This is a genomic window from Paenibacillus maysiensis (genome assembly GCF_000520815.1).
In the GTDB taxonomy this organism is placed as follows: Bacteria; Bacillota; Bacilli; order Paenibacillales; family Paenibacillaceae; genus Paenibacillus; species Paenibacillus maysiensis.
In genome coordinates, this window is record NZ_ASRY01000285.1 from 1 (window position 1) to 23,779 (window position 23,779).

The window sequence follows — 23,779 nt, forward strand, 5'->3', positions numbered from 1 at the left end:
CCGACGTGCTGTTGGACCAGAATTTCCAATTGTGTTGCGAATCTCACAGTGGAAATATGAGGCGTATACAGTAAAATTAGTAGAAACTCCAGAACAACTAAAAGACTTCTTAGCGCCATTAGTTGATGCAGGCGTTGACATCTTCCATGCCTCTATTCGTCGCTTTTGGGAACCAGCTTTTGAAGGATCTGACTTGAATCTTTCAGGATGGATAAAAAAACTGACAGGGAAACCAACAATTACAGTTGGATCTGTCGGTCTTGACGCTGATTTTTTGGATTTCTTTGATAACGGGGAAAATGCGAATTGCAAAGCAACCACGATAGGGGCTTTAGTCGAGAGATTGGAACGTGAAGAATTCGATTTGGTCGCAGTTGGGCGTGCATTATTGGCTGACCCTGACTGGGTAAGCAAAATCCGTGATGGACGAACAGAAGAATTGGTTCCGTTTACGCGTGACGCAATTGAAACGTTGAATTAATGAGCTTAAACTATTGGATCAAGACTTGACAAAAAGGCAAAGTATGTATTATAATTCAATTGATTGATTGAATATTTTTTTGAGTAATCGATACGTTTTTAATTTCTCGTCATTTTTAACTAAGGAATGTTACTGGCATGTCAAATTCAAACAATACACACTGAATATTACAAAACAAAAAAAGGAGCGATTAATATGGCGACTGAAAAAATTAATATGAATACGGTCTGGTACAAAGATGCAAAAGGTGATGGTCGAATTAAAAGTGACAATTTCCAGACTCAAATTGCTATTCCTGCTGCAAAAGGCGGCAGTGGACAGGGGACTGAACCACAACGGCTTCTTATGTCTTCAGCCGTGGCTTGTTATATAATGACATTAGCATACATGCTCGATCGAAAAAAAGTTCCCGTTTCAGGACTCTTTATGGATACTGAGGGAACCACAGCTAACGGAGATCAATTGGTGTTCACGCATCGTCCGCACATTGTGTTGACATCTGAAGCGTCGAAAGAGGATGTATCCATGGCAGAGGCCTTGATGCTGCAAGCTGAAAAAGATTGTCATGTTGGTCAACTTTTGATAAAAGCTGGTGTTTCCATAGGAGTCGAAGGCAAGGTTTCAATTGATTCCGGAGATGATTTGACAAGTAACTATATTGAAAAACATGGGTTGGAATGATAATTTAAATCCTTATTTATCTTCAAAGCTGAGATTGAACAATTTTTGCAGCGTGCAATCGAGGCTAAAGACACTCGCATAAGTTGTTCGCATGATGATCATGTGAGTTGTGTCAATAGAAGTTCCTATCCCAGGTCAACATAGGTCCAGGTAGTATTATAAGTCCTTTGAAAGTCGCCATATTGGCGACTTTCTTGTTTGAATTTTAGAATCATTTGTCCCGGGCTTACCCAATTAGGCAAACTACTACACCATCAAAAAGTCGGGCCTGCAGTTGAATAATAAAATTTGCCAAATAGATAGTTTACACTTATGATGAGACAACTTTGCAATACGAGATATATTATGAGTGGCTTGTCGAATAAAGGGAGAATACAGAATGTTATCAGATACATTAGGCCTTGAAGAAAAAAAGAAAAAAACGCCAGGATCGATAATTGATTATGTGAAATCATCTGAGAAACAGCGTCAGTTACATACAAAAACGATGAGGATCGTCGTTTTTTCACAAATTTTTGGAGGAGCTGGTTTGGCTGCAGGTGTCACAGTAGGAGCATTACTTGCAAAAGACATGCTTGGTACAGACGGCTATGCAGGGGTCCCAACTGCTCTATTCACCTTAGGTTCTGCAGGCGCTGCTCTTTTTGTAGGCCGCCTTTCCCAACGCTTGGGGCGCCGGGCCGGACTGGCTACGGGATTCATGGCGGGCGGTCTGGGAGCTATTGGAGTCGTTCTCGCGGCGCTATTCAATAACATACCATTGCTCTTTCTTTCGTTGTTGATTTACGGAGCAGGCACGGCAACAAACTTGCAGGCACGTTATGCTGGTACGGATTTGGCATTGCCCACACATCGAGCAAAAGCGATAAGTATGGCTATGGTATCCACAACGTTTGGCGCCGTCGCTGGTCCAAATCTTGTGAATCTTACTGGAGAGGTAGCTACTTCCATAGGTGCACCTCCATTGTCAGGTCCTTTCATGCTGGCAGCCGTGGCGTATATTATAGCTGGCCTGATAATTTTCTTTTTCTTGCGGCCTGATCCGTTTATTGTTGCTAAGGCCATAGCTGATGTGCAGCACGCCAATGCAACCCCTAATAGTTTGGAACAGTCCCATGCTCAAGAAGACATGGTCAACAAAAAGGGTATCATTGTTGGCGCAGCGGTAATGGTACTAACCCAAATTGTGATGATTGCAATTATGACCATGACTCCCGTTCACATGCAGCACCATGGTTACGGATTGGGTGAGGTTGGCATTGTCATTGGCATCCATGTTGCTGCGATGTTTCTTCCTTCTCCAATCACCGGTATTCTCGTCGATAAATTCGGATATAAAATGATGTCGTACGCCTCCGGACTTACTTTGTTATTGTCAGGCTTGCTTGCTGCATTTGCACCAGATGATTCAATGGTAATGCTTATTCTTGCCCTTGCGTTTCTTGGGTTGGGCTGGAATTTTGGTTTGATTAGCGGGACGGCAGCTATAGTGGATGCAACACCTCCACGAGTTCGTGCGAAGACGCAAGGCGCGGTGGATGTTTTGATTGCCTTGGCGGGAGCCTCCGGAGGTGTGCTATCTGGTATGGTTGTGGCACAATCCAGCTTTTCTACACTCTCTTTGATTGGATCTTTCCTAGCATTACTTCTTATTCCAGTCGTAGTCTGGTCACGGAAGAAAAACGATTGAAGCGATCATTTCTTTTTAAAAGCATATGTTCTTGAATCAGAAAGTCGAGGAATTGTGTGGAATGGGTAATGGAAACAAATAATTGAGATAAACAGGTCGAATATGTCTGCAAACAAGTCGTCAAGTTGGCGGCTTGTTTGTTTTTGTGTTCCTTGAAAAATTAGTAGCTTAGTGCGAATTTCTTTTATGCGTGGTTGAGCATAGCAGGGGAAAAGTGCACAAGCCATTGCTCAGGAACTGGGCAGGCATCATGCGCCATTAGTCGGGACCGCGGGAGCTGTAGCATTTGGTTTGACAATCCGTCATATAAAAAAACTGAGATATACAAGTGTAGCTATATCTCAGTTTCCATATACTTTTTTTGTTAGTCTATATTAGTTAAAACTATATTAAATCACGAACTTTATAGGCTAAAGCCGGGAAGATAGGAAGAAACTCTTTTTTCCAAGAATCAGTATTTAAGTTCAAACCAATAACGTCAACAAAATTATTAATATCATCTGCCGCAGTTTGACTAACTTCAGAAGCCCCCACTAATTTATTCGTTTTATCGAAAATAAGTGTTAATTTTGCATTATAATCGTTTGTACCTGTATAAAAGAAATCTGGAGTTAAATCATGTGTAATGACATTATAATCAGGATTATTTAATGCTTCATCAACATTCATGCCTGCTTGTGCAATCTGCGGAAACGTAAATGATGCGGTACCTATTATTGGATATTTAATAGGTACAGGGTTATTGCTTTCTAAATTCTCACTCAGATACTCTCCTTCAAAATGAGCAGTTGTTGTCAGTTTAGGTGCAATACGAGGATCTTTACTTACCACATCTCCCGCAGCATAAACCCCTTTTACATTTGTTTCTAGAAATTCATTAACCAATATTCCCCCGCGGTCATATTCTATCCCTGCATTTTTTAAGTTCAATCGCTCTATGTTCGGAATTCTTCCACTAGCATCTACAACAAGATCAGTATCAACAATTAATCCTTGGGCAGTTTTAACGCTATAGTAAGAATCGACTTTTACAACCTCGCTTACTGATTGGTTAACGTGAAATATAATACCTTGCGCTTTCATCTCAGAAACAACGTCTTTAACATGTGCTGAATAAAACGGCTGTAGTGGTCTATCTCCATACTCAATAATTTCTACATGTGAGCCAGCAGCATTAAGTATTGTAGCTAATTCCATGCTAACAAAACCACCACCAATAAAAGTAACTCGTTTAGGTAAATGTTCCATTGATAAAACATCATTACTGCTATATGTTAATTCTGTACCCTTAATTGGCAATTTATTTGGTTTTTGACCTGTAGCAATAATTATTTTAGATCCATAGTATTGTTCATCATTAATCATTAAAGTATGCTCATTTACAAAAGAAGCTGTCCCAGTGATGGTGTCCGCATTATTATTTTGCATACCTTTTTCTGCATTTTTTGGATAAGGGGCAAATGTTTCTTTTTTATATTTCATTAATTGTTGCCAATCGATTTCGGCTGCCACCGAAATCCCTTTATTCAGAAGTTGACGAGCGGTTAGTACTGTTTTCACTGCCCCTTCAAGAAATATTTTAGGTTCGCACCCATAGTTTGGACAAATCCCGCCGAATCTGTCGTTTTCAACAACTAGTATTTTTTTATTTGAATTTTTCAATCCAATAGCCATTTTATAGGCAACAGGGCCACTTCCTATAATGATGTAGTCATATTTTTTAATATCCATTTTATTTTTCCCTCTCTCTTTCCATTTTAATTTCTGGATCTCTGTGGGAATCGAACCCACCAGAGACCTAAAACGCCCCCCGCTTGGTTTTGAAAACCAGGGGGACACCAAGTACAGGCTTAAAAAGTATCTTGCTTCATTTAATTATTTTTATCCAACAATGAAAAAAAGGACCTAAGGAATTATTATCGGACTAATTTAAAACTGCTTATGCAGAATAAATTAACAACAAAATACGGATTGAAATATTCCAATTACTTATGTTAATCAGAGATTTTACTCCGTCGAATTTCGAACACCCACCTCAGCTTGTTCCCAAGTTCAAACGGATAAATGGGAAATCGGCTTCACTATAACGCTTGCTCAACGATTTTTTTAATTCATTTCCAGCACCTTCTGTTACTCGAAACATGTTTCCTCACCTCCTTCATGTAATTCAATATACACTAAAATAATCAATTGTTCAATTGAATTATCAAAAATATGATGCCAGGTAAACCAATTAGAGAAAAGCAGTCAGATACTACAACAGCACGATACCATTTTAGGAGACTTGAACTTAATGCAGACATCCGAAGTAATATTGTTATTTTTGGAAGGTCACTACGAGGTGGTGCAGATTACTTTTGAGCCTGAGCTGTTTCCTTATGAAAAGCTGCTCGAATTGTATTGGCTGCAAACAGACCCTACCGACGGGGAAGGTCAATTTCAGGACCGAGGCACACAGTATAAAACCGCTATTTTTTATCATACGGAGCAGCAACGGGATGTTGCGCAATAGTCCAAGGAGCAGTTGGCACAAAGCGAGATGTTTGACAAGCCCATCGTGACGGAAATTCTTCCGGCAGGTTTAACATACGTTTTGCGTACGTAGAGCAGATCGGGATGATCTCTTGGATCTGCCCATACATATTTAGGCGACGTTACTCACACAATGAAGGGACAGAGAAGGAGGCTGACCTGTAATGAGTAAACGAACGAAACTTCACCTGAGAAACATTATAAAGAAGGCTATACAGGCTACTCGCAGCCGTAAAGAGCCGACCTGTGCACATGTGGTTTGCCAAAATCCGAGAATGAAAAAAACTTAGCCGCGTGGATTGTGGTAGGTCTTGTTTTTACGGTATGCGTGAATGTCTGAAGCATGGATGTAGCAAGCGCTACAGGTAAGCAGGATCAGCATCAAAAGATGGTAGCCGTCATTATCGACGACCTAGGCAACAACATGAAAGGGACAGAGCAAATTTTAAATTTGCCGATTAAAATCACGGTTGCGGTGATGCCGTTTCTGCCCTCCACCAAGCAGGATGCCATAGAAGCTCACAAGCGAGGTCATGACGTCATTGTGCATCTTCCAATGGAGCCAAAGCAGGGAAGGCCTGAATGGCTTGGGCCTGGAGCGATTAAGGCGAATATGTCGGATGAAGAAGTACGTGCCAAGGTGACAGCAGCCATTAAGGAGGTCCCTTTGCGATAGGTATGAACAATCACATGGGTTCCAAGGTTACCTCAGACAAACGCATTATGTCCATCGTTCTCGATGTTTGCAAGGAGTATGGACTATTTTTTGTCGACAGCCGTACGAACTATTGGTCAGTAGTGCCTGAGCTTGCTGTTGAAAAGGGAATGCCACCGGTGCGCAATGACATTTTTCTGGATGATGCCCATACACTCGCCCATGTGAATCGGCAATTAACCAAGGTGGCTGAATGGGTGGACGAGCACGATACCTGTGTAACCATTGGTCACGTTGGTGTGGCTGGCATGCACATGTTCTCGGCACTTCATTCATCGGTTCCTGCGCTAAAGGATCACGCCAAGTTTGTGGGCATTAGTGATTTGGTGCGTTCCGTATGGGGATGGAAGGGAGCTCCTGCCACCCAAACTACCATACCGTCAAATGAGCAATAATGCCTTCGGCTATCGCTTCTGCGACGTTTTTTTGACCGCGATCCCCGGAAAGAATGGCTCTGTCCTGTTCATTGCTGATAAATCCGGTTTCCACGATTACTGCGGGATGCTGGATTTTATTCAGAAGATAGAAGGGTTTTCCATAAACCGTTTCTTTGTTCATGCAGAATAAGCGGTTCAATGAATGTTGAATCCGCTCTGCCAACAGATAGCTGCTGCCTTCATCCTGATACAAAACAATCGGTCCCCGTTTTTCGGTACGTTTGGTCCAGTTCACATGCAGGCTTACAACCAAAGTAGTAGGTAACTGTTCGGTAAGGCTTTTACGCTGAGCCAGGTCTTTCAGGTGCCGTGATTTGGAATTCAGCCAACGATTATCGTCGCTTAGAGCATAGTCCTTGTCCCTGTTTAAGACCGCGGGATAGCCCTGCGAGCGCAAAATCAGGTACAGCTTTTGACCTATTGCGAGATTGATATCTTTTTCCAGAAGCCCTTTATGGCTCGTTCCACCGTCCACGCCTCCATGACCGACGTCTATAAGCACAACGGGTTTGGCAAAAGCGTGATACGACGAATGTACGCTGAATTGGCTTTCTGTGTCCTTGTTCGGATAGATGCTTTTTTCGCCGGGCTCGGCGCTTGCATAGGCAAAGGGTGTAAATACAGCACTGCAAAGGACACTTAAACTTAATCCCAGTCCAGTTAACCATTTGATGTTTAGCTTTTCTTTTCGCACGTCCCATTCCTCCAGTAGAGGGATTGTTCTTTTCTGAAAACCAACCATAAACAAGCAGCATAGCTTTAAGATAGTATGTTCCATTTAAGGAAAGCCATGCATAGTTATTCCCGCAGGGTTAGACTTTTTGGAAAATGAGCAAGCTAAGCTTATCTGCATCCAACGTGTGAATTTAATGGTTTTCCTGCAATGCGAACAAAATGTCAGGGATGCAGATTGAAGGAGGTCGCGGAGGATGGCCAAGAGTGATGAGTTGGTGACGTACATTACGCAGCGAATTGTTCGGTATATGGAAACGCCGCGCGATGTGCGCCGTAGCCGCAAACAATCCAGAGAGCCATGGGTATACAAATGGTTCGGAATGCTGCCGCTCGCTCTGAATATGTGGATTAAATCTGCACGCAAAGGGCGAAAGGAACGGCATTAAACTCGCCAAAGAGACCACAAGAGGCATACAGAATGCCGTTTGAGGTCTCTTTTTGTGTTATAGAAATGTTCAAGAATGATTTCGTAATTTATGACTAAGAGTGGATACGATAAAATTCACCGCCAGATAACAGCCGATCCAGCGGCACAAAGCGGGAAAGCCCGGTGCGGCAAGTTGCCGCATACATAATAGGATGAGACAGATCAGGCGAAGGGTTCCAGGATTGATATCCGTTAATAGCCAAAGGGCCGCCAAAGGCAAAATTTATGCTGGTCGCAGAAAATACGATACGTGATGATTCATTCAGTGTGTTGGTAAACTGATTTACGTTATGGATAGAAAGCTTTTGTTTAGGTAGAAGCCAGCTAAGATCGTCATAGGGGTCAAAAGACTCAGCCGAAAGGGTAATCGCCTGTGCCCCTGCTTTCAGAGAGAGAGCAGAAGAAGAAGAATTTGTGCTGCTGTGGAGCTTGTTTTTCCAGCTTCCATTGGCTACCTCCGCAGGCAATGGATCACCCGTAAAAGCGTCGATGCATATTTCGCTGCCCGTGGAGGAACGCACTCGCCAGTAGGCTAATAGCGGTTCCTCATACATGGGAGTAATTTGCAGCTTGTCGATGGATGAAAGGTCGGTTTCTGTGAGGGATTTAAGGGATTGGCGGAGTAAATTCATACTGTACGGCCCGCCCGGCCCGTTTCCGTATTCATTAAGCTGATAAGCGCCGTTATGATCTGCCCCGATAATCAGGTAGCCAATGTATTCACCTCCACGATTCACCTGCACGAGCCAGCTATGGGTTCCGGGTCCGAGGGGATGGTAGCTAAGCTCGGCATCTTTCCACTGGGCAAATGGAGGCTGTGCTGATAGCGACTGCACCGTATCGGAGGAAACCCGCTTTACGTCCGTTGGTACCCCTTGCTCCTGAGCAGGAGGACTTGCGGAAGAGTTACCCGGAGAAAGGAAAGGGCTTACAGGAGCCGCCTCGGTTTGCCCCTGCTTTTCAGCTTGGTTTTGGTTCGTGGGTTCCGCTGGGGAAACCAATGAACTTGCTTCGTAAGGGGGTGACGGGTTTGCGATGTGATCCTGGGTTGCTAAGGGGGCCGCTTGAATGGAAGCAAACGGACAGACTGCGGACAGACCGATCAGAACAGCCGCAATCATACCGACGCTATAGTGTCCGGAATTTTTTTTCAATGGAATCCACCTTTCTGACGGCATGATGCACCGATGGAAGCTTTTTTATCCAGCATATAGCTTGTCCGATAAAAAGACTGCTACACCTTGTCGGCACATCTTTCCTGACCGGGTTCGTTTTTTGCTGTCGATAAGTAGCGGCAGGCTTGGCAAAGCTTGTCGGTACAGCAATAAACCCGATATAGTCTGAAGCACGATGTTAAAAGCTGACGATACCTCTGCAACTAGCCTGCGAAGGAGCGTGAGATATCGGTTACCGCAGATGAAATATCCCGCAGTTAATGGCGGATACAAGCACCTTCGGTTCATATTGCCATACCATTTCTTTGCGGCGGGCCTGATGCTGCTCTTGAACGGCTTCTTTTATTTCCTCTTCTTCTTTTTGCTCCTTGACCAAATCATCGTAATAGTGATCAATAACCTCCAATTCCTCGCGCAGCCGTTCTCTGGCCTGCTCAGCCCACTCGTAATCCTGCTGGCTTAGCTGAACATTGAGATAGTTTTCCAGCGAGGTGGAGGCCTCCGGAACAGATAACTTTGCAGGCTGCACATGCATATTGCCTGCCAGCAGCGGGCTGAGCTGCCTGGATTCGAGCATGCTGCCAAAGTCGGGTACAATCGTGCCGCTTTTGAGCGAAATCCCGAGCCAATGCAGCTCTTCCCGCTTCAAATCACAGGCAAATTCGATCTTGTAGCAAACGCCTAGCCAGGCTTCATACACTGCGGGAGAACGGGCGGATAATTGACGAGCATTGGGCTGCTCGAACAAATTGACATATTTCCCTCCATCCCGTGCAGCTTCAAAAATTTGATGCAGCCGACGACTCCCATAGCGAAGCTCTTCCTGCAAAATACGTCCGGGCCCCAGCTGCGGTAACGGCGGAACATGACCGAAGTAATGGCCCATGACCTGATCCTGCGCCGGACTGCCGGACGCTGGGGCTGGTTGTGGACCTTGCCCCGGTTGGGCTTGTGACGGGGGGAGAGACGTATTCTTTGTGGGCGACGTATTGTCTATCGAACTCTCCTGTGCCGTCCGGTAGGCTTCCCCATCGAAAATAAAGGTGAACGACATCGTTTGCGCAGGAACACCAGTGCGCTCCACATAGCCCCAGTAGTAGGGGCGGTTCGTTAGAGCTTTATCCGCTTCGGGAGAAAGCTTGACGGTCACATGGTTGGGCGACCTCTCGATCACGCTGCATCCGGTGGCTTCCAGATACGTGAGGACAAAGCGCTGTACCTGCTGTGAATTCATGGTCATATCAGCGGCCTCCTTTCGCGCTGCGTTGGGCTTTGGCTGGAGGGACAGCGCTGCCTGAAGGAGATGGACTTTCTGTGCGAATCTGCTTCATTTCCTGTTTGATCGAATCCAGCGAATGACCGAGCTTTTGCATTTTTTGGCGTATTTCATCATCACTGCTGGATTCAAGCATGATTCTATACAGGCTCTTTTCAATGGATTCCTTCTTTTCAAACCGTTCCAGAATGACGTCCAGCCCGCCTATAACCATTTCGAACATATTGATTTTTTCATGCAGCAGGTGGAGGATATGCTCTTCAATCGTTCCGGTGGTGGACAGGTTGAAAATATTAACATCATGCGTCTGTCCCAATCGATGCACACGTCCAATCCGTTGTTCCACACGCATGGGGTTCCACGGCAGGTCAAAGTTAATCATATGGTGGCAAAATTGCAGGTTAATGCCCTCGCCGCCTGCCTCCGTGGCAATCATTACCTGAATGCGTCCGCGGAACAGATCCATCATCCAGTCCTTGCGTCCCCGGTTCATGCCGCCCCGATAAGGAACAGCGGATAGTCCCCGGTCACGAAAATAGTTCAGCAAATACTCCTGTGTAGCTCGGTATTCGGTAAAAATGATCACTTTTTCGTTCATTTGACGAATGAGTTCAAGCGCTTTTTCCGCCTTGGAATTGGCTTTAATCGCTTTGATGTGCGCGACCAATTCCCAGACGCGATCGCGTAAGGGAGAGTCGGGCGCCATCTTTTTAGACAAATTGACAAGCGTTACGAATACCGCATCCCGGCTACTGCACACTTCCCGCTGAAGGGTAACGAGAGACAGCATACTGCTCAAATTTCCGCCATTCGCCTGATATTGATCCTTGACAAAGGAAGTGACTCCATCGTATAGCGCTTGTTCTTCCGGCGAAAGCTCCAAGTGAATGTTGGAAACATTTCGTTTGGTGAATTGGACCGGCCCTTCGCCGCGACGGTTGCGGATCATGACTTTGGACAGCTCATCCTTGAGCTGATCCTCATTTTTAGGTAGACGTTTATCCACAACGAAGTTGGCTGAAAAATCCCCGTGTCGTCCTAACTGACCGGGCTTAAGCAATGTAATGAGATTGAACAGTTCGGACAGATCATTTTGGACAGGGGTAGCGGTCAGGAGCAAACAATATTTTTTACGCAGCTTCATAATAAACTGGTAGTTGGATGTTTTTTTATTTTTCAGCTTGTGGGCTTCGTCGATAATGAGCAGATCATAATCAGTGTCCAGCAGGATGTTGCTGTGTGGCTCCCGCTTGGCTGTATCCATAGAGGCCACGACGACCTCGGACGACCAGGAATATGCTTTTTTCTGAGCGACAGCCGGTATGCCAAATTTGCTGTTCAGCTCACGAACCCATTGAAGCACCAGAGAAGCGGGAACAAGAATAAGCACTTTAGCGGCAAGCCCGCGAACCAGATATTCTTTTAGAATCATTCCAGCTTCGATCGTCTTACCCAAGCCGACTTCATCAGCGAGGATGGCGCGACCGGACATTTCAAACAATACCTTACGGGCCGTATCCAGCTGATGGGGCAGCGGAGTGAGGTCTTGCAAATGCTTCAGACATTGAAGCTCATCAAAGCTGGGGACCAGCTTGGCCTTTTCCGCCTCAATCGCCAACTGATATAGACCCCAATCACCCCAAGGTCCTCCCTTGCGGAGGCGTTGGTCCAGCTCATCCCGCCAGCTACGGTCGAATTGCACCGGAACAGGCAGTGGTGCTTGATTTTGTGATGTTGGGGAACTTGTCGATTTGGCTTTCATGATGAATTCCCTCCCTCCTAGTAATGGCGCAGATGAAGCTCTTGGTTCTGTCACATCGTTGGCATCTATGTTGCACAGATCGTAGATGTAGTATGGACGGAAAAAGATATCTTCATAACAGGAGGGGTGAAATCCTTTAGCTGTCTTCCATTAGCTTTTGGAGTTTGCTTTCTGTAGAGGTTTGTGCGTTCGGGGTGTAGATGCTGCAACGCAGATCGACGCTGCCTTGCACCTGGAGGGAGGTCAGGTCAAACAACATTTTGCCTGCCTTGGCATGACGAAATTCAATCAGCACCTCCGGCGCAGAGCTGACCTCACTCTGATTCCAAAGTTCATTAAACTCCGGATAAGCCCGGCTCATGTTCTGTATGAACTGTGCATACCAAGGGTCCGTCACATATTGTCCGTAATAAGCGCGGAAAATAGCAAGGAATCCTTTGACAAAATGCTCCCAGTTTACAGCGAGACTTTTAAACTCTTTTTTGGTAAACAGCAGCTCAATCATGTTGCGTTGTTCATGGGGCAGCTCTGCAAAATCCATAAACACATGAGCAGCGGCTGCATTCCAGCCGACAATATGGCAGCGCCGATCTGAAATAATAGCAGGGCAGTAGCGCAGCTCCTGTACTATTTTTTGCAGGGATGGAGAAATAACCGTCTGCTCTGCAAGTGCAGGATGCGTGTGAAATCCGGTTTCAAGCGCTAGATCATACAAATATTTACGTTCATCCGTGTTTAGCTGCAAGGCGGCGGCAATGGCATCCAGTACAGAGGCGGACACCTTGATATCGCGTCCCTGCTCCAGCCAGGTGTACCATGTGGTGCTGACACCTGCTAATTGAGCCACTTCTTCTCTGCGCAAGCCGGGTGTTCTGCGGCGTGATCCGTTCGGCAGACCGACCATATGCGGGTGTAAACGGGCTCTTTTGGTTTTGAGAAAAACAGATAGTGCTTCCAGACGTGCTTCCGGTTTCATAGTGAGTTCTCTCCATTCGATGGTGGATAAGTAATGAGCAGTTAAGGCTCTAACTATAGTAGTGTTCATTATACCAGGATAAACAAACACTTGTAATAGGATAAGCTAAGAGTAAAATGAGGATTATAAGTAAGCAAACGAGCAGGAGGAATGAAGAGCGTATGCAAAGAGTTGTAATTACAGGTATGGGTGTGGTTTCACCACTGGGCAATGACGTGGACACGCTGTGGAAGAATCTGCTGGAGGGTCATTCAGGTATACGAAAAATAGACACGTTCGATGTGTCCGATTTGAAAGCACAGATCGCTGGACTGGTACAGGATTTTGATGCAGAAAAGCAATGGGGACGTAAAGACGCCAGGCGAATGGACCGCTTCACTCAGTTTGCGTTGTTTGCGGCAGAGCAAGCGCTGAAGGACTCCGGTCTGGAGCTGGATAACACGAATCTGGAGCGTGTCGGTGTCTATGTAGGATCAGGAGTCGGCGGTCTGGATACGTTGGTGGACAATGTGAATGTATTGCAGAATCGTGGGCCGGGCAGAGTCAGTCCGACACTGGTACCTATGATGATTTCAAATATGGCTGCGGCGCAAATCAGTATTACGTTCGGAGCGATGGGTCCTACGCTTTCGCCGGTTACGGCCTGTTCCATTGGTAATACGGCGATTGGAGAGGCGTTTCGTACGATTCGCACAGGAGATGCGGATGTGATTTTTGCAGGTGGAGCGGAGGCAGCGGTTACCAGACTGGCGCTTGCGAGCTTTTCCAATGCAACGGCCTTGTCGACTCGTAACGAGGAGCCTTCGATTGCGAGCCGACCGTTTGATAAGGACCGCGACGGCTTTGTTATGAGCGAAGGAGCTGGCATTCTGGTACTGGAGTCGCTGGAGCACGCTGTTCAGCGTGGCGCAGAAATAGTTGGCGAGGTCATCGGCTATGGGGCTAGCTCGGATGCTTACCATATGGTTGCACCGCACCCGGAAGGAGCCGGAGCTTATCTGGCGATGAAAGCAGCCCTTCAATCCGCCCGTATCACGCCTGAAGAGGTGGACGTGATCAGTGCGCATGCAACGAGTACGCTCGTTGGCGATCTGGCTGAGACTCTCGCGATACACAAACTGTTCGGTGACCATGCCTACCAAATTCCGGTTACCGCGAATAAATCCATGCTCGGTCATATGCTGGGAGCCGCAGGCGGCGTCGAAGCCATTGCACTCGTACAGAGTCTAAGGGAAGGCATCATTCCGCCAACGGTTCATCTGGACAACCCGGACCCGGCCTGTGATCTGGACTATGTGCCTCACGAAGCACGCAAGGCCTCATTAAATATCGGGCTATCCAATTCCTTTGGCTTTGGCGGCCACAATGCGGTCATCGTTATTAAGCGTTATGAGCCATAAGTGAATAAATGATTTAACCTCAGGAGTTCTATCCAACGGGATGGAATGCCTGAGGTTTTTGCTATTGGCAACGGATTCATTTTTGATAAGAGATAGAGTAAGATGGAGGAAAACATTTGAGAGGCATTGGAAGTAATGATTTTAATCAGGAACATAGAACCAGCAGATGCTGAAGCGTATTGGAATTTTAGGCTGGAAGCTAGTGCGATTAATGGTGAAAGGTTTTGGAGAGATGAAAATTGAACGGTTGCTTTCTATCGTCATTTTGCTGTTGAAAAGAAATAGAATTCAGGCGAAGGAACTGGCAGATTTGTATGAGGTTTCGATACGGACGATCTACAGAGATATTGAGGCGATTAGCCTGGCTGGTATTCCGGTGGTAACCTATCAGGGGGTAAATGGGGGAATCGGCCTGATGGATGGCTACCGCCTGGATCGCAGTGTGCTGACGGATGGCGATGTGAAGGACATTGTGATGGGCTTGCAGAGCTTGTCCTCGTCGCTTGGTGGACCGAATGTGACCCGGTTGCTCGATAAATTTGAAAGCATTATACCAGATTCGGGAAAAGCACAATTCAGTGTTAATACCACACAGTTCATCGTCGATCATTCGGGTTGGGGAAATCAGTCTGCGCAGGAGGCTAAGCTGGTAAAGGTGAAGGAGGCGCTGAGTCAAGCGCGTACGTTTGCTTTTACTTATCGAAATGCGCAGGGAGCCGTGACTGCACGGAATGTCGAGCCGCACACGCTCGTTCTGAAAGGACAGCAATGGTTTGTATACGCCTACTGTCTCGACAGGGAGCAATTTCGTTTGTTCAAACTATCCCGCATGAATGATCTTATAGTTACGGAGACGGCTTTCACTCGCCGGGATCTTTCCTATGAAGTGCTGCCGTGGAATGAGGGACGTCTGGCGACGGTCGAGGCGGTACAGCCTTTTACGTTGCAATTTAACCTCAAATCCCGGCATCTGGCGGAAGACTGGTTTGGCGTGGAAGCATTGACCGAGCAGGGAGAAGGGATGTATACGGTTTCGGTTCCTTTTCCCGAGGATGCGTGGATGTATGGATTTATTTTAAGTCTGGGGCCGGATGTGGTCGTCAAGGAACCCGCCCATTTACGGGAGAAGATTCGGGATATGGCGCTACGTATTGCATCCAATTATGGAGAGCCCCTGATAGAGAATCCCGAAGAACATAGAATATAAAAAAGCAAACCTGACGGATAGCTGTCAGGTTTGTTTCGTTATACTGATGTCATATCAATCACGAAAGGGGATTTACGAAAATGGATAAAGCTTGTCAAAGCTGCGGGATGCCGCTGGAGCATGAGGAACAATACGGAACGGACGCTCATCAGGTCAAAACAGATGAATATTGTAAGTATTGTTACAAGGAAGGTGCGTTTGTGCAGCCTGATTTGACGATGGAGGAGATGATTCAGCAGTGCGCGCCTATTCTCGCAGAGCAAGGGATGCAAAAAGAAGAGGCTGTGGCGATGATGCGTAATTATCTGCCGAATTTGAAGCGCTGGCGTTCACAGGAGAGTACGGAACGTGAAGAAGATTTTAAACCGATCCGGGAGGAAAGTCGGGGGGAGATTCGCCTGATCGGACTGGCAGCACGTACAAGCAACCGGAACGAGCAAACATCCCAGGCGATCATTCCAGGCATGTGGGAACGTTTCTGGAGTGAAGATGTGCCTGGACGGATAAGCGGGCATGAAGAACACCGTTCTGTCTATGGCTGCTATACCAATTATGAAAATGGGGTTTTTGGCGACTATACCTTTTTTATCGGAAAAGAAGCGGCTGTGGATGGTGAAGCTTCTGACGGTCTTGAACAACTCGTTATTCCGGCTGCGCGTTACGCTGTCTTTCAAGCTACACCCGAACCTTTCTCGGTCTTTCGGGTATGGCAAGCGATTTGGAGCTGGGCCGCCTTGGGACAAGCAGAGCGGACGTACACAGGTGATTTTGAAGTATATGGAAATCCTGATGAGCCTGTTCTGATTTACATTGCGATCAAGTGATGATTAGGTAGTAAAAACAGAGAGAGCCGTCCGACCATTGCTGTGGTGCGGACGTTTTTTTTGCTGTTTAAATCATAGTAGTCGACCCTTCATTCAAGTTGAACGGCAGGTTACTGCCCAAAAGACGAGAGCCAGAGCACTGACACCAGCACCCAATAGACATACCCCGTTCCAGCCTGCATATGTGTACATATGCGTCGAAGCGATGGCCCCGGTGGCGCTGCCGATGGAATAAAATATCATGTAGCCTGCGGTCAATCGGCTGCGTGCCTCAGGACGTACAGTGAAAATCATGCTCTGATTCGTCACATGCACAGCCTGTACCGCCAGATCCAGAAGGATAACGCCGAGGACCAAAGCGAACAGCGAGTGCTCGGTATAGCCGATAGGCAACCAGGATAGCAGTAGCAGAGCCAGCGCAATACCCGTCGTCCGCTGTCCTGAGCCTTGATCGGCGAGACGCCCTGCCCGAGCAGCCGCTAATGCTCCGGCGACTCCGGCCAGACCAAAGGCCCCGATGGCAGTGTGTGAAAGAGATAGCGGCGGGGCACTGAGAGGCAGTACCAGCGAAGTCCACAATATGCTGAACGCAGTAAAAATGAGCAAAGCCAGCACGGCTCGGACACGCAGAATCCGTTCTTGCACGAACAGGGTGAGAACCGAGCGAAGTAGCTGCGGATAGGATAGCGTTGCTCCTTTGGGTTCATTCTGTGGCAGCACCCGAAACAGCGCTACAGCCATGAATAGCGTCAATGCGGCAGAAACAAGGTACACCGAACGCCAACCCGCGAGATCGGTCAATACACCAGCCACGGTTCGTGCCAGCAGAATACCGATAACGACACCGCTGGTCACCAGACCAACGATGCGTCCGCGTTCAGCCGGGGCGGCCAAGGTCGAGGCGAACGCAACAAGTGTCTGTGTGACGACAGCCAGCAGCCCAACTGCTGCCATGCCCATGAGCAGGATTGTACGCGTGGGAGCCAGGCTAACTGCGACTAACGCCAGCACGGATAGGAGCAGTTGTCCGGTAATCAGCCGCCGTCGATTCAAAAGATCGCCAAGCGGGACGAGCAGAAACAGTCCCAATGCATAACAAATCTGCGTGACTGTAATGACGATGCCAACCGATGAATGTGTGATGCCAAACTCGTGCGCCAGCGCGTCCAGTAATGGTTGCGCGTAATAAATGTTGGCGACAGCCAGCCCACAGGCGATGGCAAATAGGAGTGCCACAGATCGGGACATGGAATGAACGGGGGCTGTTTCGGCAGCGTTGGCTACAGTTTGATGGGGCAGGAGTACCGCTTTTTCTTCTGACGTCTTCATTTTCACATACCACATCACTTTCTGTAAGTTACGTACCGATAAGTATAATATACCGATTGGTAAGTAATGATTTAGGTTAATATAACTTGTGTCCATATGAGATGTCAAGAGTTTATCATGTACATATTTGACAGTCGCTTCTGATAATCATACAATCTTAATATACTGAACGATACGAAAAGAAGGGGTTATTTATGGTTCGACCACGGGAATTTGATGAGGAAAAGGCATTGGATGCAGCGATGCAGCTTTTTTGGGAAAAAGGGTTCGAGGCTACGTCTTTAAGCGATTTAACCTCCAAAATGGGAATTCAGCGCCCCAGTATTTATGCTGCCTTTGGGGATAAAAAGCAATTATTCGAAGCTGCGCTGCGCAAATATACACAATCCCACGCTGCTTATGTACAGTCCAGGCTGCTAAGTAGTGCTTCTGTCAAAGAAGCAATTTGCAATTTTTTTGAAGGGATAGTGGCAGAAGAATATGATGAAGGCCCTAACCGGGGGTGCTTTTGCATCAATACAATGGTAGAATTGGCCCCACATGATGAGAAGTTTGAAATTTTGACGAGGGAACATCAGATGTATCTTTCTACTGTATTTCAAGAAACCATCGAGCGTGGTATACGGTCAGGGGAGCTTGAGACTACTACGGAGGCGCGAGCTTTGGCTCATACGATGATCTCGTTGTTAATCGGGATTACCGTAATGATGAAGTCACGTCCGGAGCGTTCCTTTGTGGATCATGCGGTTGCGACTACACTTATGTTATTGAAGTAACTTCTTTCATATAGCTGATAGTACTTGAGAGTTGTATTTTGGCTTTACTAAAAGCTGTGCCATGAATTTTTCACCTTATGTAAGGGTTAATGCTGTGGTACCAACGATGGTAAAAAGATCCAGACATTATACGGGAGCGACGGCAGCGGATATTGCACTGCGAGAAGTGACACGTTTTGTACAGAAGCATACTGCTTTGGATGAAATTATTTTTGAGTGGGTATAAGGGGGAGAAGTGAATGCATGAGGAGCAAAATCAGGAACATTGGCCAGTGTGGGCTACGGAGCCTGTAAAAATAGTGAATCCTGATCCTGACTGGTCAGAGCAGGGCTTGCAGGTTATTCACGAGTTGCGGGAGCTGCTACTGCCGTTTAAGGTGACGGAAATGGAGCACATAGGAAGCACGGCAATTCCCAATCTTTCCGCCAAGCCCATCATAGACATTATGGCAAAATTGGAATCCTGGGATAGGCTGAAACAGATTGTCTCTGCTTTGCAACCAGCAGGCTGGAGCTATGTTCCGCCTGAGCTGGACGGTCGGGAATGGAGAAGATTTTTGGTTAAAGTGGAACAGGATCAAAGAAAGGGACATCTGCATCTGATGCTGGAAAATGAGGAGCATTGGGATCAACAACTGTTGTTTCGGAACCGTCTTCGTGAACGGCCTGAGCTGGTTCAGCAATATGATGCATTAAAAAGGAAGCTGGCAATGGAAAATCAGCATGATCGTGAAGCGTATACGGACGCTAAAACCGATTTTGTGCAAAACGTTCTGGATGCCGGACCATCCTAAAGATTAGGACGGCCGGACATCCCGGTTTTTCACATTGTTATTATAGAAGGTAGAATCGCGGATAGGGGAATGGCCGGCTGATTACAGACGTTTCAAGAATACGCAGATGCGCTCCAAAGCGATTTGCAGCTGTTCCTGCGACGATGCGTACGAGCAGCGGATAAAGCCCTCGCCGCCCGGTCCGAATGCGGAGCCGGGTACGGTAATGACACCCTCTTCTTCCAGTAACCGCTTGGCAAACTGCTCTGAGCTTAAGCCCGTGTGTGTAATGGATGGAAAAGCGTAGAAGGCACCGTTCGGTTCATGGCACGGCAGTCCTGTCTGACGCAAGCTTTCAACAAACCATTTTCTGCGCAGATTGTACGATTCCATCATGCGGTCTTTTTCCTCCAGCCCGTGGCGCAGGGACTCAATAGCGGCAATTTGTCCGATAATAGGAGCGCACATAACGGTATATTGATGGATTTTCAGCATGGCTGAAATCAGCTCCTGCGGGCCGCATACATAGCCGACTCTCCAGCCCGTCATCGCAAAGGCCTTGGAAAAGCCGCTGATGAGCAGGGTTCGTTCTTTCATGCCCGGCAAAGCGGCGAAGCTTACATGCTTCTGTCCATAGGTCAGTTCACCATAAATTTCATCGGAGATCACGACTAGATTATGCTCCTCCACCAAGCGGGCAATCGGTAGCCAGTCCTCATAAGTCATTACTCCACCTGTCGGATTGTTCGGATAACAGAGAATAAGCACTTTGGATCGTGGAGTCAGCTTGGCTTTGAGCGCTTCAGCCGTCAGCTTGAACTGCTGATCAGCAGAGGTCTCAACCGTTACCGTATGCCCTCCATTCAGGAATGTGATCGGTGAATACGAAATATAGCAGGGAGCCGGAATGAGAATTTCATCGTGTTCCGTAATCAGGGCGCGGAGCGCTAAATCCAGCGCTTCACTGCTGCCGATCGTTACCATGATTTCATTTGCCGGATTGTAGGACGTGTTAAAGCTGCTCTCCAGATACCCGGAAATCTCCTCACGCAGCTCGGGAAGACCAGCATTCGGTGTGTACGAGGTCTTGCCATTTTCCAGTGCTGTGATACAAGCCCTTCTGACATGTTGAGGGGTCACAAAGTCCGGTTCACCGACACCAAGCGAAATAATATCTTTTCTGCCTGCGCTATATTCAAAAAACTTACGGATGCCTGAAGGCGGCATTTCCCGTACAGCTGGAGTTAAAAAATCGCTTATAGATACTGTGGTCGATACGTTCGTCATGTTGATTTCCTCCTTTTTGAAAAACAAAAAAACCCGCCCCTGTAAAGGGACGAGTTTATACCCGTGTTACCACCCTAGTTTCATTCCATAAGAAATGACACTCTGTTCACGTATCCATTAATACGTGTTCCGGTTAACGCTGGAAAGGCGGCAGAGCTTACTTCAGGTTCAGCCCGCTTCTCGGAGATGGCGTTCGGCTACCCTCGGAATGTTGGCTTTCACCTGCCCCAACTCTCTGCAAATCCGCTGTATAGCTTACTCGTTCTCGTCATTGAAATTTGTTACCGTATCAAGTTAGGTGTAATTATAAGCACAACATTTCAGGATGGCAAGTCTTTTTTTATGAAATTAAAGACAGGAGCATCATCATTGACGATTGGAAAATAACGTATATAGTGGTATCAAGGGGGATTGGGCCCCCGATTTCACCATGATTTTTGACAATATTGGCTAGAGAGGGATGGTGTCCATATGAACGTATTTGAACGCTTTAACGGCAAGGTTTTGCCTACGGGATGGGGCTGGATCAACGAACCGACTGTATGGAGATTCGATGAATCCAATAATTTACAGGTATCTGCACCTTCACAGGCGGATTTCTTTAGAGATCCGTCCGGCGCAGCGATAAAATCGTCTGCACCCTTTTTGCATACAACGCTTCAAGGTGATTTTATAATATGGACGAGGGTTCGTGTCGATATGAAGCAGCCTTATGACTCAGGATGCTTGATGATTATGGCGGATGATACCCATTGGGCCAAGCTATGCTTTGAATACTTTGAAAGCACTCCCTCTATTCTTAGTGTGGTCACACGGGATACGTCCGATGATTGTATATCTGGGACGATGGACGTTTCCAATCCGTATTTGCGAGTGGCAAGAGCCGGCAATTGCTTTGCCTTTCATTATTCATCAGACGGTCAGCAATGGAAGTTGGCGAGATATTTTGGCATGGATGTTCCAAACGAGCTAAAGGTCGGGGTCGTTGCACAATCTCCGGTCGGAGAAGGTTGTGATGTTACTTTTGATGCCTTGAATGTGGAAAATCATGTATCCGGGGACATACGAACTGTGTAATAAACGGAGAGAGCATTTCTATAAACAAATATGGACGCATAACGTATATACGTATATTTATGTAGGGGGTTGGACGAGAGTTTGCTGTTTAAAGGAAAGAGATATAAGCTACCCGGCTTATTGGGTGTACTGCTTGTAGCTACGTTGGGATGTTGTGGGCTTATTATGTATGTGCAGTCCACAAGTGGGACGAAAATGTATCAATTTTTGTACTGGGATCTATTTCTGGCATGGGTCCCAGTCTTGATTTCTTTGGGAATGCTCGCCTTATCCAGGCTGGGAAACATAAAAGTGAGAAGGCTCCTTTTATTATTTGCTGGAGTCGTATGGTTGTTTTTTCTGCCGAATGCGCTGTATTTGCTGACTGAATTACTGCATGCATTCCGTTTTTATGATGTGAATCCTGACTCGCGTTTTTGGCTGAATACTCAATTTTGGTTGATCTTATTTACGTCTTTTTCGGCGGCAGGGATTGGTCTTTTTCTTACTTCCATTTGTATATTTATGATCCACCGTATGCTGCAAAAGGTTTGTTCCGGCTGGCTTGCGTGGGCTATCGTTTTTATGTTCCTGTGGCTGTCCAGTGTAGGTGTATATATCGGCAGATTTGCTCGCTGGAATAGCTGGGATGTGGCGTTGCAACCCATGGTGATCGTGATGGATGTTTGGAAATGGGTCGTACATGCCGGAGCAAGGCTTCATTTGTTGTCTTTTAGCTGGCTGGTGTTTGGAATCGCGGTCATTTTTTATCTGTTGATCTATATCTCTTTAAGTGAGGAGAAGCAAGCTTAGGCCGAGGATACGTATTCCACGAATACGGGTCTCGGCCTTTTTACATATGGGAAGCCATCAGCTAAGGTTGTCCTCCCTGTGTTCTTCATAAAGCACACGCACCAGCAGATCCTGACTGAAATTGCCGAATCTTTTGCCGAAAATGGTGAGACCCCCTTTATTCTGCGGCTGATCGGATACGGATAAACGTAATGTAATATCACTTTTATAGTTCAGGCCGATATCCTCCAGTGTGACTTCGGATATACGGCATCCGTCGATGAAGCTTCCATGTTGATTGATGCGGATTAATTTGAGCATGCCGTATTGGTTCAGGTGCGGCGGCCACCAATCGGGATTGAGGACCCCGGGCACTTCTCCAAAGTCCCCGGCGCTGGTCCAGTGACCGATGGGAATATCATTCACATGAAAACAAATATCGGACGGGTATTCCTCACAATAACCCGGTGCTTCTGAGCCCAGCTCTGCGGAAAATTGAATTTCGGTAAAGGATTGATTCTCTTTGAGATAGTTAGGAATTCGATATTCCAGAAAACCATCTGCCATCCAGATCATTTCAGAATCCAGCCGCCCGGGATCTGCAAAATAGCGGGGATCATCAAAATCGCCAATAATGCTGTCTCTGGTCACCAAGCCGCAGGTTGGCACTGCCTGATAGTTACTATAATGACCGATGCGAATTTCAACCTCATACACATTCTTCTGCTCTCTGCTACGCAAGTCCACCATCAGCTTTTCCTTATTCAGATAGCACATTTTTCGGGTTCCGTGCTTGCCACTCACGGTATTGATCTCGACAAGGCCACATTCCTCCAGCTTACGAATATGCATCGTAATCGTGCCGTTGCTCAGGTCAAGTTTGTTAGCGATGTCATTCATACTTTGTCCTTGATGGGCGGCGAGTAATTCCAGAATTTGAATGCGGATTTCCGAACCGAGCGCTTTGAAAATGTCTAGCCCTGACATTAAGTCCTTAATATAAATCATAGCTATAGACCTTCCTTATCTCTAAAAAATGTATTGTAAGCGCTTATATATTTGTTTTGACTTATGTTAAAATAAAATCAGAAAGAAGTAAACTGCTTTGCTGTAAATTATTTTTATGAAAATAAAAAGGAGAGTGAAACGAACCCCAGAATCGATTTTTCATAAAAATAAACGTATTAAAGTTATTTTATTGAATTATTCAGTTAAAATAAACTTAAATACGTTTTAATTTAACTTTTCATGCTATTCAATTCTATACTTTATATTTGTTTGAAAAGATTTAAAAATACATTGACGAACCGTTGAACGACATGCTATATTTTGCTTGTAAACGAATACATTATTGATAAAGTAAAATGTTAATTATATGGCGCATGAGAGGGATGATGATCACAGGCTGAGTGTACAACAGATGATGTACCGCACAGGTGAATACAGCC

At 46.4% G+C, this 23,779-nt stretch carries 20 protein-coding genes, 3 pseudogenes and 1 other annotated feature; of the genes and pseudogenes, 14 read left to right on the plus strand and 9 right to left on the minus strand.

The window, feature by feature from the left end; translation table 11 throughout:
* The 3 genes from L696_RS0121355 to L696_RS0121365 all read left to right on the plus strand — a co-directional run.
* Nucleotides 1-481, plus strand: a 481-nt coding sequence (locus L696_RS0121355) for a hypothetical protein (protein WP_025685452.1), incomplete at its 5' end; no start/stop codon positions are given.
* A gap of 195 nt (nucleotides 482-676) precedes the next feature.
* A complete protein-coding gene (locus L696_RS0121360) occupies nucleotides 677-1,162 on the plus strand; it encodes an OsmC family protein (protein WP_025685453.1) in 486 nt (161 codons plus the stop codon).
* Nucleotides 1,163-1,541: 379 nt separating this feature from the next.
* Nucleotides 1,542-2,852 (plus strand): MFS transporter, encoded by a 1,311-nt coding sequence (locus L696_RS0121365; RefSeq protein ID WP_025685454.1) that lies wholly within the window; start codon nucleotides 1,542-1,544, stop codon nucleotides 2,850-2,852.
* 384 nt (nucleotides 2,853-3,236) lie between these two features.
* On the opposite strand, the gene L696_RS0121370 is transcribed toward L696_RS0121365, so the two are convergent.
* Complete coding sequence (locus L696_RS0121370) at nucleotides 3,237-4,583, minus strand: dihydrolipoyl dehydrogenase family protein (protein WP_209440991.1); 1,347 nt, start codon at nucleotides 4,581-4,583, stop codon at nucleotides 3,237-3,239.
* 595 nt (nucleotides 4,584-5,178) lie between these two features.
* Here L696_RS0121370 and L696_RS0121380 point away from each other — a divergent pair.
* Both L696_RS0121380 and L696_RS0121385 read left to right on the plus strand, forming a co-directional pair.
* Nucleotides 5,179-5,442: pseudogene (locus L696_RS0121380) on the plus strand (peptide-methionine (S)-S-oxide reductase); the annotation flags it as partial.
* A 282-nt stretch (nucleotides 5,443-5,724) separates the two neighbouring features.
* Nucleotides 5,725-6,494: pseudogene (locus L696_RS0121385) on the plus strand (divergent polysaccharide deacetylase family protein); the annotation flags it as partial.
* Here L696_RS0121385 and L696_RS0121390 read toward each other — a convergent pair.
* Nucleotides 6,469-7,230, minus strand: a complete 762-nt coding sequence (locus L696_RS0121390) for an N-acetylmuramoyl-L-alanine amidase (protein WP_025685456.1) — start codon at nucleotides 7,228-7,230, stop codon at nucleotides 6,469-6,471. The pseudogene L696_RS0121385 and the gene L696_RS0121390 sit on opposite strands and share 26 nt — an antisense overlap.
* Before the next feature lie 235 nt (nucleotides 7,231-7,465).
* Here L696_RS0121390 and L696_RS0121395 point away from each other — a divergent pair, with 235 nt between their 5' ends.
* Nucleotides 7,466-7,657, plus strand: a complete 192-nt coding sequence (locus L696_RS0121395) for a YqzE family protein (RefSeq protein ID WP_025685457.1) — start codon at nucleotides 7,466-7,468, stop codon at nucleotides 7,655-7,657.
* A gap of 94 nt (nucleotides 7,658-7,751) precedes the next feature.
* Here the strand turns inward: L696_RS0121395 and L696_RS0121400 are convergent, their stop codons facing one another.
* From L696_RS0121400 to L696_RS0121415, 4 genes are all read right to left on the minus strand, one after another.
* Nucleotides 7,752-8,852 (minus strand): hypothetical protein, encoded by a 1,101-nt coding sequence (locus L696_RS0121400; RefSeq protein ID WP_025685458.1) that lies wholly within the window; start codon nucleotides 8,850-8,852, stop codon nucleotides 7,752-7,754.
* A gap of 253 nt (nucleotides 8,853-9,105) precedes the next feature.
* On the minus strand, nucleotides 9,106-10,113 hold the full coding sequence (locus tag L696_RS0121405; protein ID WP_025685459.1) for a YqhG family protein: 1,008 nt from the start codon (nucleotides 10,111-10,113) through the stop codon (nucleotides 9,106-9,108).
* Between the two features lies 1 nt (nucleotide 10,114).
* Nucleotides 10,115-11,911: a DEAD/DEAH box helicase gene (locus tag L696_RS0121410; protein WP_025685460.1), complete on the minus strand. Its 1,797-nt coding sequence runs from the start codon at nucleotides 11,909-11,911 to the stop codon at nucleotides 10,115-10,117.
* Between the two features lie 136 nt (nucleotides 11,912-12,047).
* Nucleotides 12,048-12,887, minus strand: coding sequence for a helix-turn-helix transcriptional regulator (locus L696_RS0121415; protein ID WP_025685461.1), 840 nt, complete (start codon nucleotides 12,885-12,887; stop codon nucleotides 12,048-12,050).
* 161 nt (nucleotides 12,888-13,048) lie between these two features.
* Here L696_RS0121415 and fabF point away from each other — a divergent pair, with 161 nt between their 5' ends.
* The 3 genes from fabF to L696_RS0121430 all read left to right on the plus strand — a co-directional run bounded on the left by fabF (nucleotide 13,049) and on the right by L696_RS0121430 (nucleotide 16,318).
* Nucleotides 13,049-14,287, plus strand: a complete 1,239-nt coding sequence (gene fabF / locus L696_RS0121420; protein ID WP_025685462.1) for a beta-ketoacyl-ACP synthase II — start codon at nucleotides 13,049-13,051, stop codon at nucleotides 14,285-14,287.
* 232 nt (nucleotides 14,288-14,519) lie between these two features.
* On the plus strand, nucleotides 14,520-15,494 hold the full coding sequence (locus tag L696_RS0121425) for a helix-turn-helix transcriptional regulator (protein ID WP_025685463.1): 975 nt from the start codon (nucleotides 14,520-14,522) through the stop codon (nucleotides 15,492-15,494).
* An 80-nt stretch (nucleotides 15,495-15,574) separates the two neighbouring features.
* Nucleotides 15,575-16,318 (plus strand): zinc ribbon domain-containing protein, encoded by a 744-nt coding sequence (locus L696_RS0121430; protein WP_025685464.1) that lies wholly within the window; start codon nucleotides 15,575-15,577, stop codon nucleotides 16,316-16,318.
* A 93-nt stretch (nucleotides 16,319-16,411) separates the two neighbouring features.
* Here L696_RS0121430 and L696_RS0121435 read toward each other — a convergent pair whose 3' ends face one another.
* Nucleotides 16,412-17,647, minus strand: a complete 1,236-nt coding sequence (locus L696_RS0121435; protein ID WP_025685465.1) for an MFS transporter — start codon at nucleotides 17,645-17,647, stop codon at nucleotides 16,412-16,414.
* Between the two features lie 194 nt (nucleotides 17,648-17,841).
* Between L696_RS0121435 and L696_RS0121440 the strand changes: the two genes are divergently transcribed.
* From L696_RS0121440 to L696_RS0121450, 3 genes and pseudogenes are all read left to right on the plus strand, one after another.
* A complete protein-coding gene (locus L696_RS0121440; protein ID WP_025685466.1) occupies nucleotides 17,842-18,423 on the plus strand; it encodes a TetR/AcrR family transcriptional regulator in 582 nt (193 codons plus the stop codon).
* 40 nt (nucleotides 18,424-18,463) lie between these two features.
* A pseudogene (locus tag L696_RS32805) lies at nucleotides 18,464-18,535 on the plus strand (3-ketoacyl-ACP reductase); the annotation flags it as partial.
* A gap of 127 nt (nucleotides 18,536-18,662) precedes the next feature.
* On the plus strand, nucleotides 18,663-19,217 hold the full coding sequence (locus L696_RS0121450; protein WP_025685467.1) for a GrpB family protein: 555 nt from the start codon (nucleotides 18,663-18,665) through the stop codon (nucleotides 19,215-19,217).
* An 81-nt stretch (nucleotides 19,218-19,298) separates the two neighbouring features.
* Here L696_RS0121450 and L696_RS0121455 read toward each other — a convergent pair whose 3' ends face one another.
* Nucleotides 19,299-20,483, minus strand: a complete 1,185-nt coding sequence (locus L696_RS0121455) for an aminotransferase class I/II-fold pyridoxal phosphate-dependent enzyme (RefSeq protein WP_025685468.1) — start codon at nucleotides 20,481-20,483, stop codon at nucleotides 19,299-19,301.
* Nucleotides 20,484-20,525: 42 nt separating this feature from the next.
* Nucleotides 20,526-20,764, minus strand: a binding site (T-box leader).
* Between the two features lie 190 nt (nucleotides 20,765-20,954).
* Here L696_RS0121455 and L696_RS0121460 point away from each other — a divergent pair.
* Both L696_RS0121460 and L696_RS0121465 read left to right on the plus strand, forming a co-directional pair.
* Nucleotides 20,955-21,560, plus strand: coding sequence for a DUF1349 domain-containing protein (locus L696_RS0121460; protein ID WP_025685469.1), 606 nt, complete (start codon nucleotides 20,955-20,957; stop codon nucleotides 21,558-21,560).
* A gap of 81 nt (nucleotides 21,561-21,641) precedes the next feature.
* Nucleotides 21,642-22,352, plus strand: coding sequence for a DUF1361 domain-containing protein (locus tag L696_RS0121465; protein ID WP_025685470.1), 711 nt, complete (start codon nucleotides 21,642-21,644; stop codon nucleotides 22,350-22,352).
* A 57-nt stretch (nucleotides 22,353-22,409) separates the two neighbouring features.
* Here the strand turns inward: L696_RS0121465 and L696_RS0121470 are convergent, their stop codons facing one another.
* A complete protein-coding gene (locus L696_RS0121470; RefSeq protein ID WP_025685471.1) occupies nucleotides 22,410-23,339 on the minus strand; it encodes an ArsR/SmtB family transcription factor in 930 nt (309 codons plus the stop codon).
* Nucleotides 23,340-23,779 lie beyond the last annotated feature (440 nt).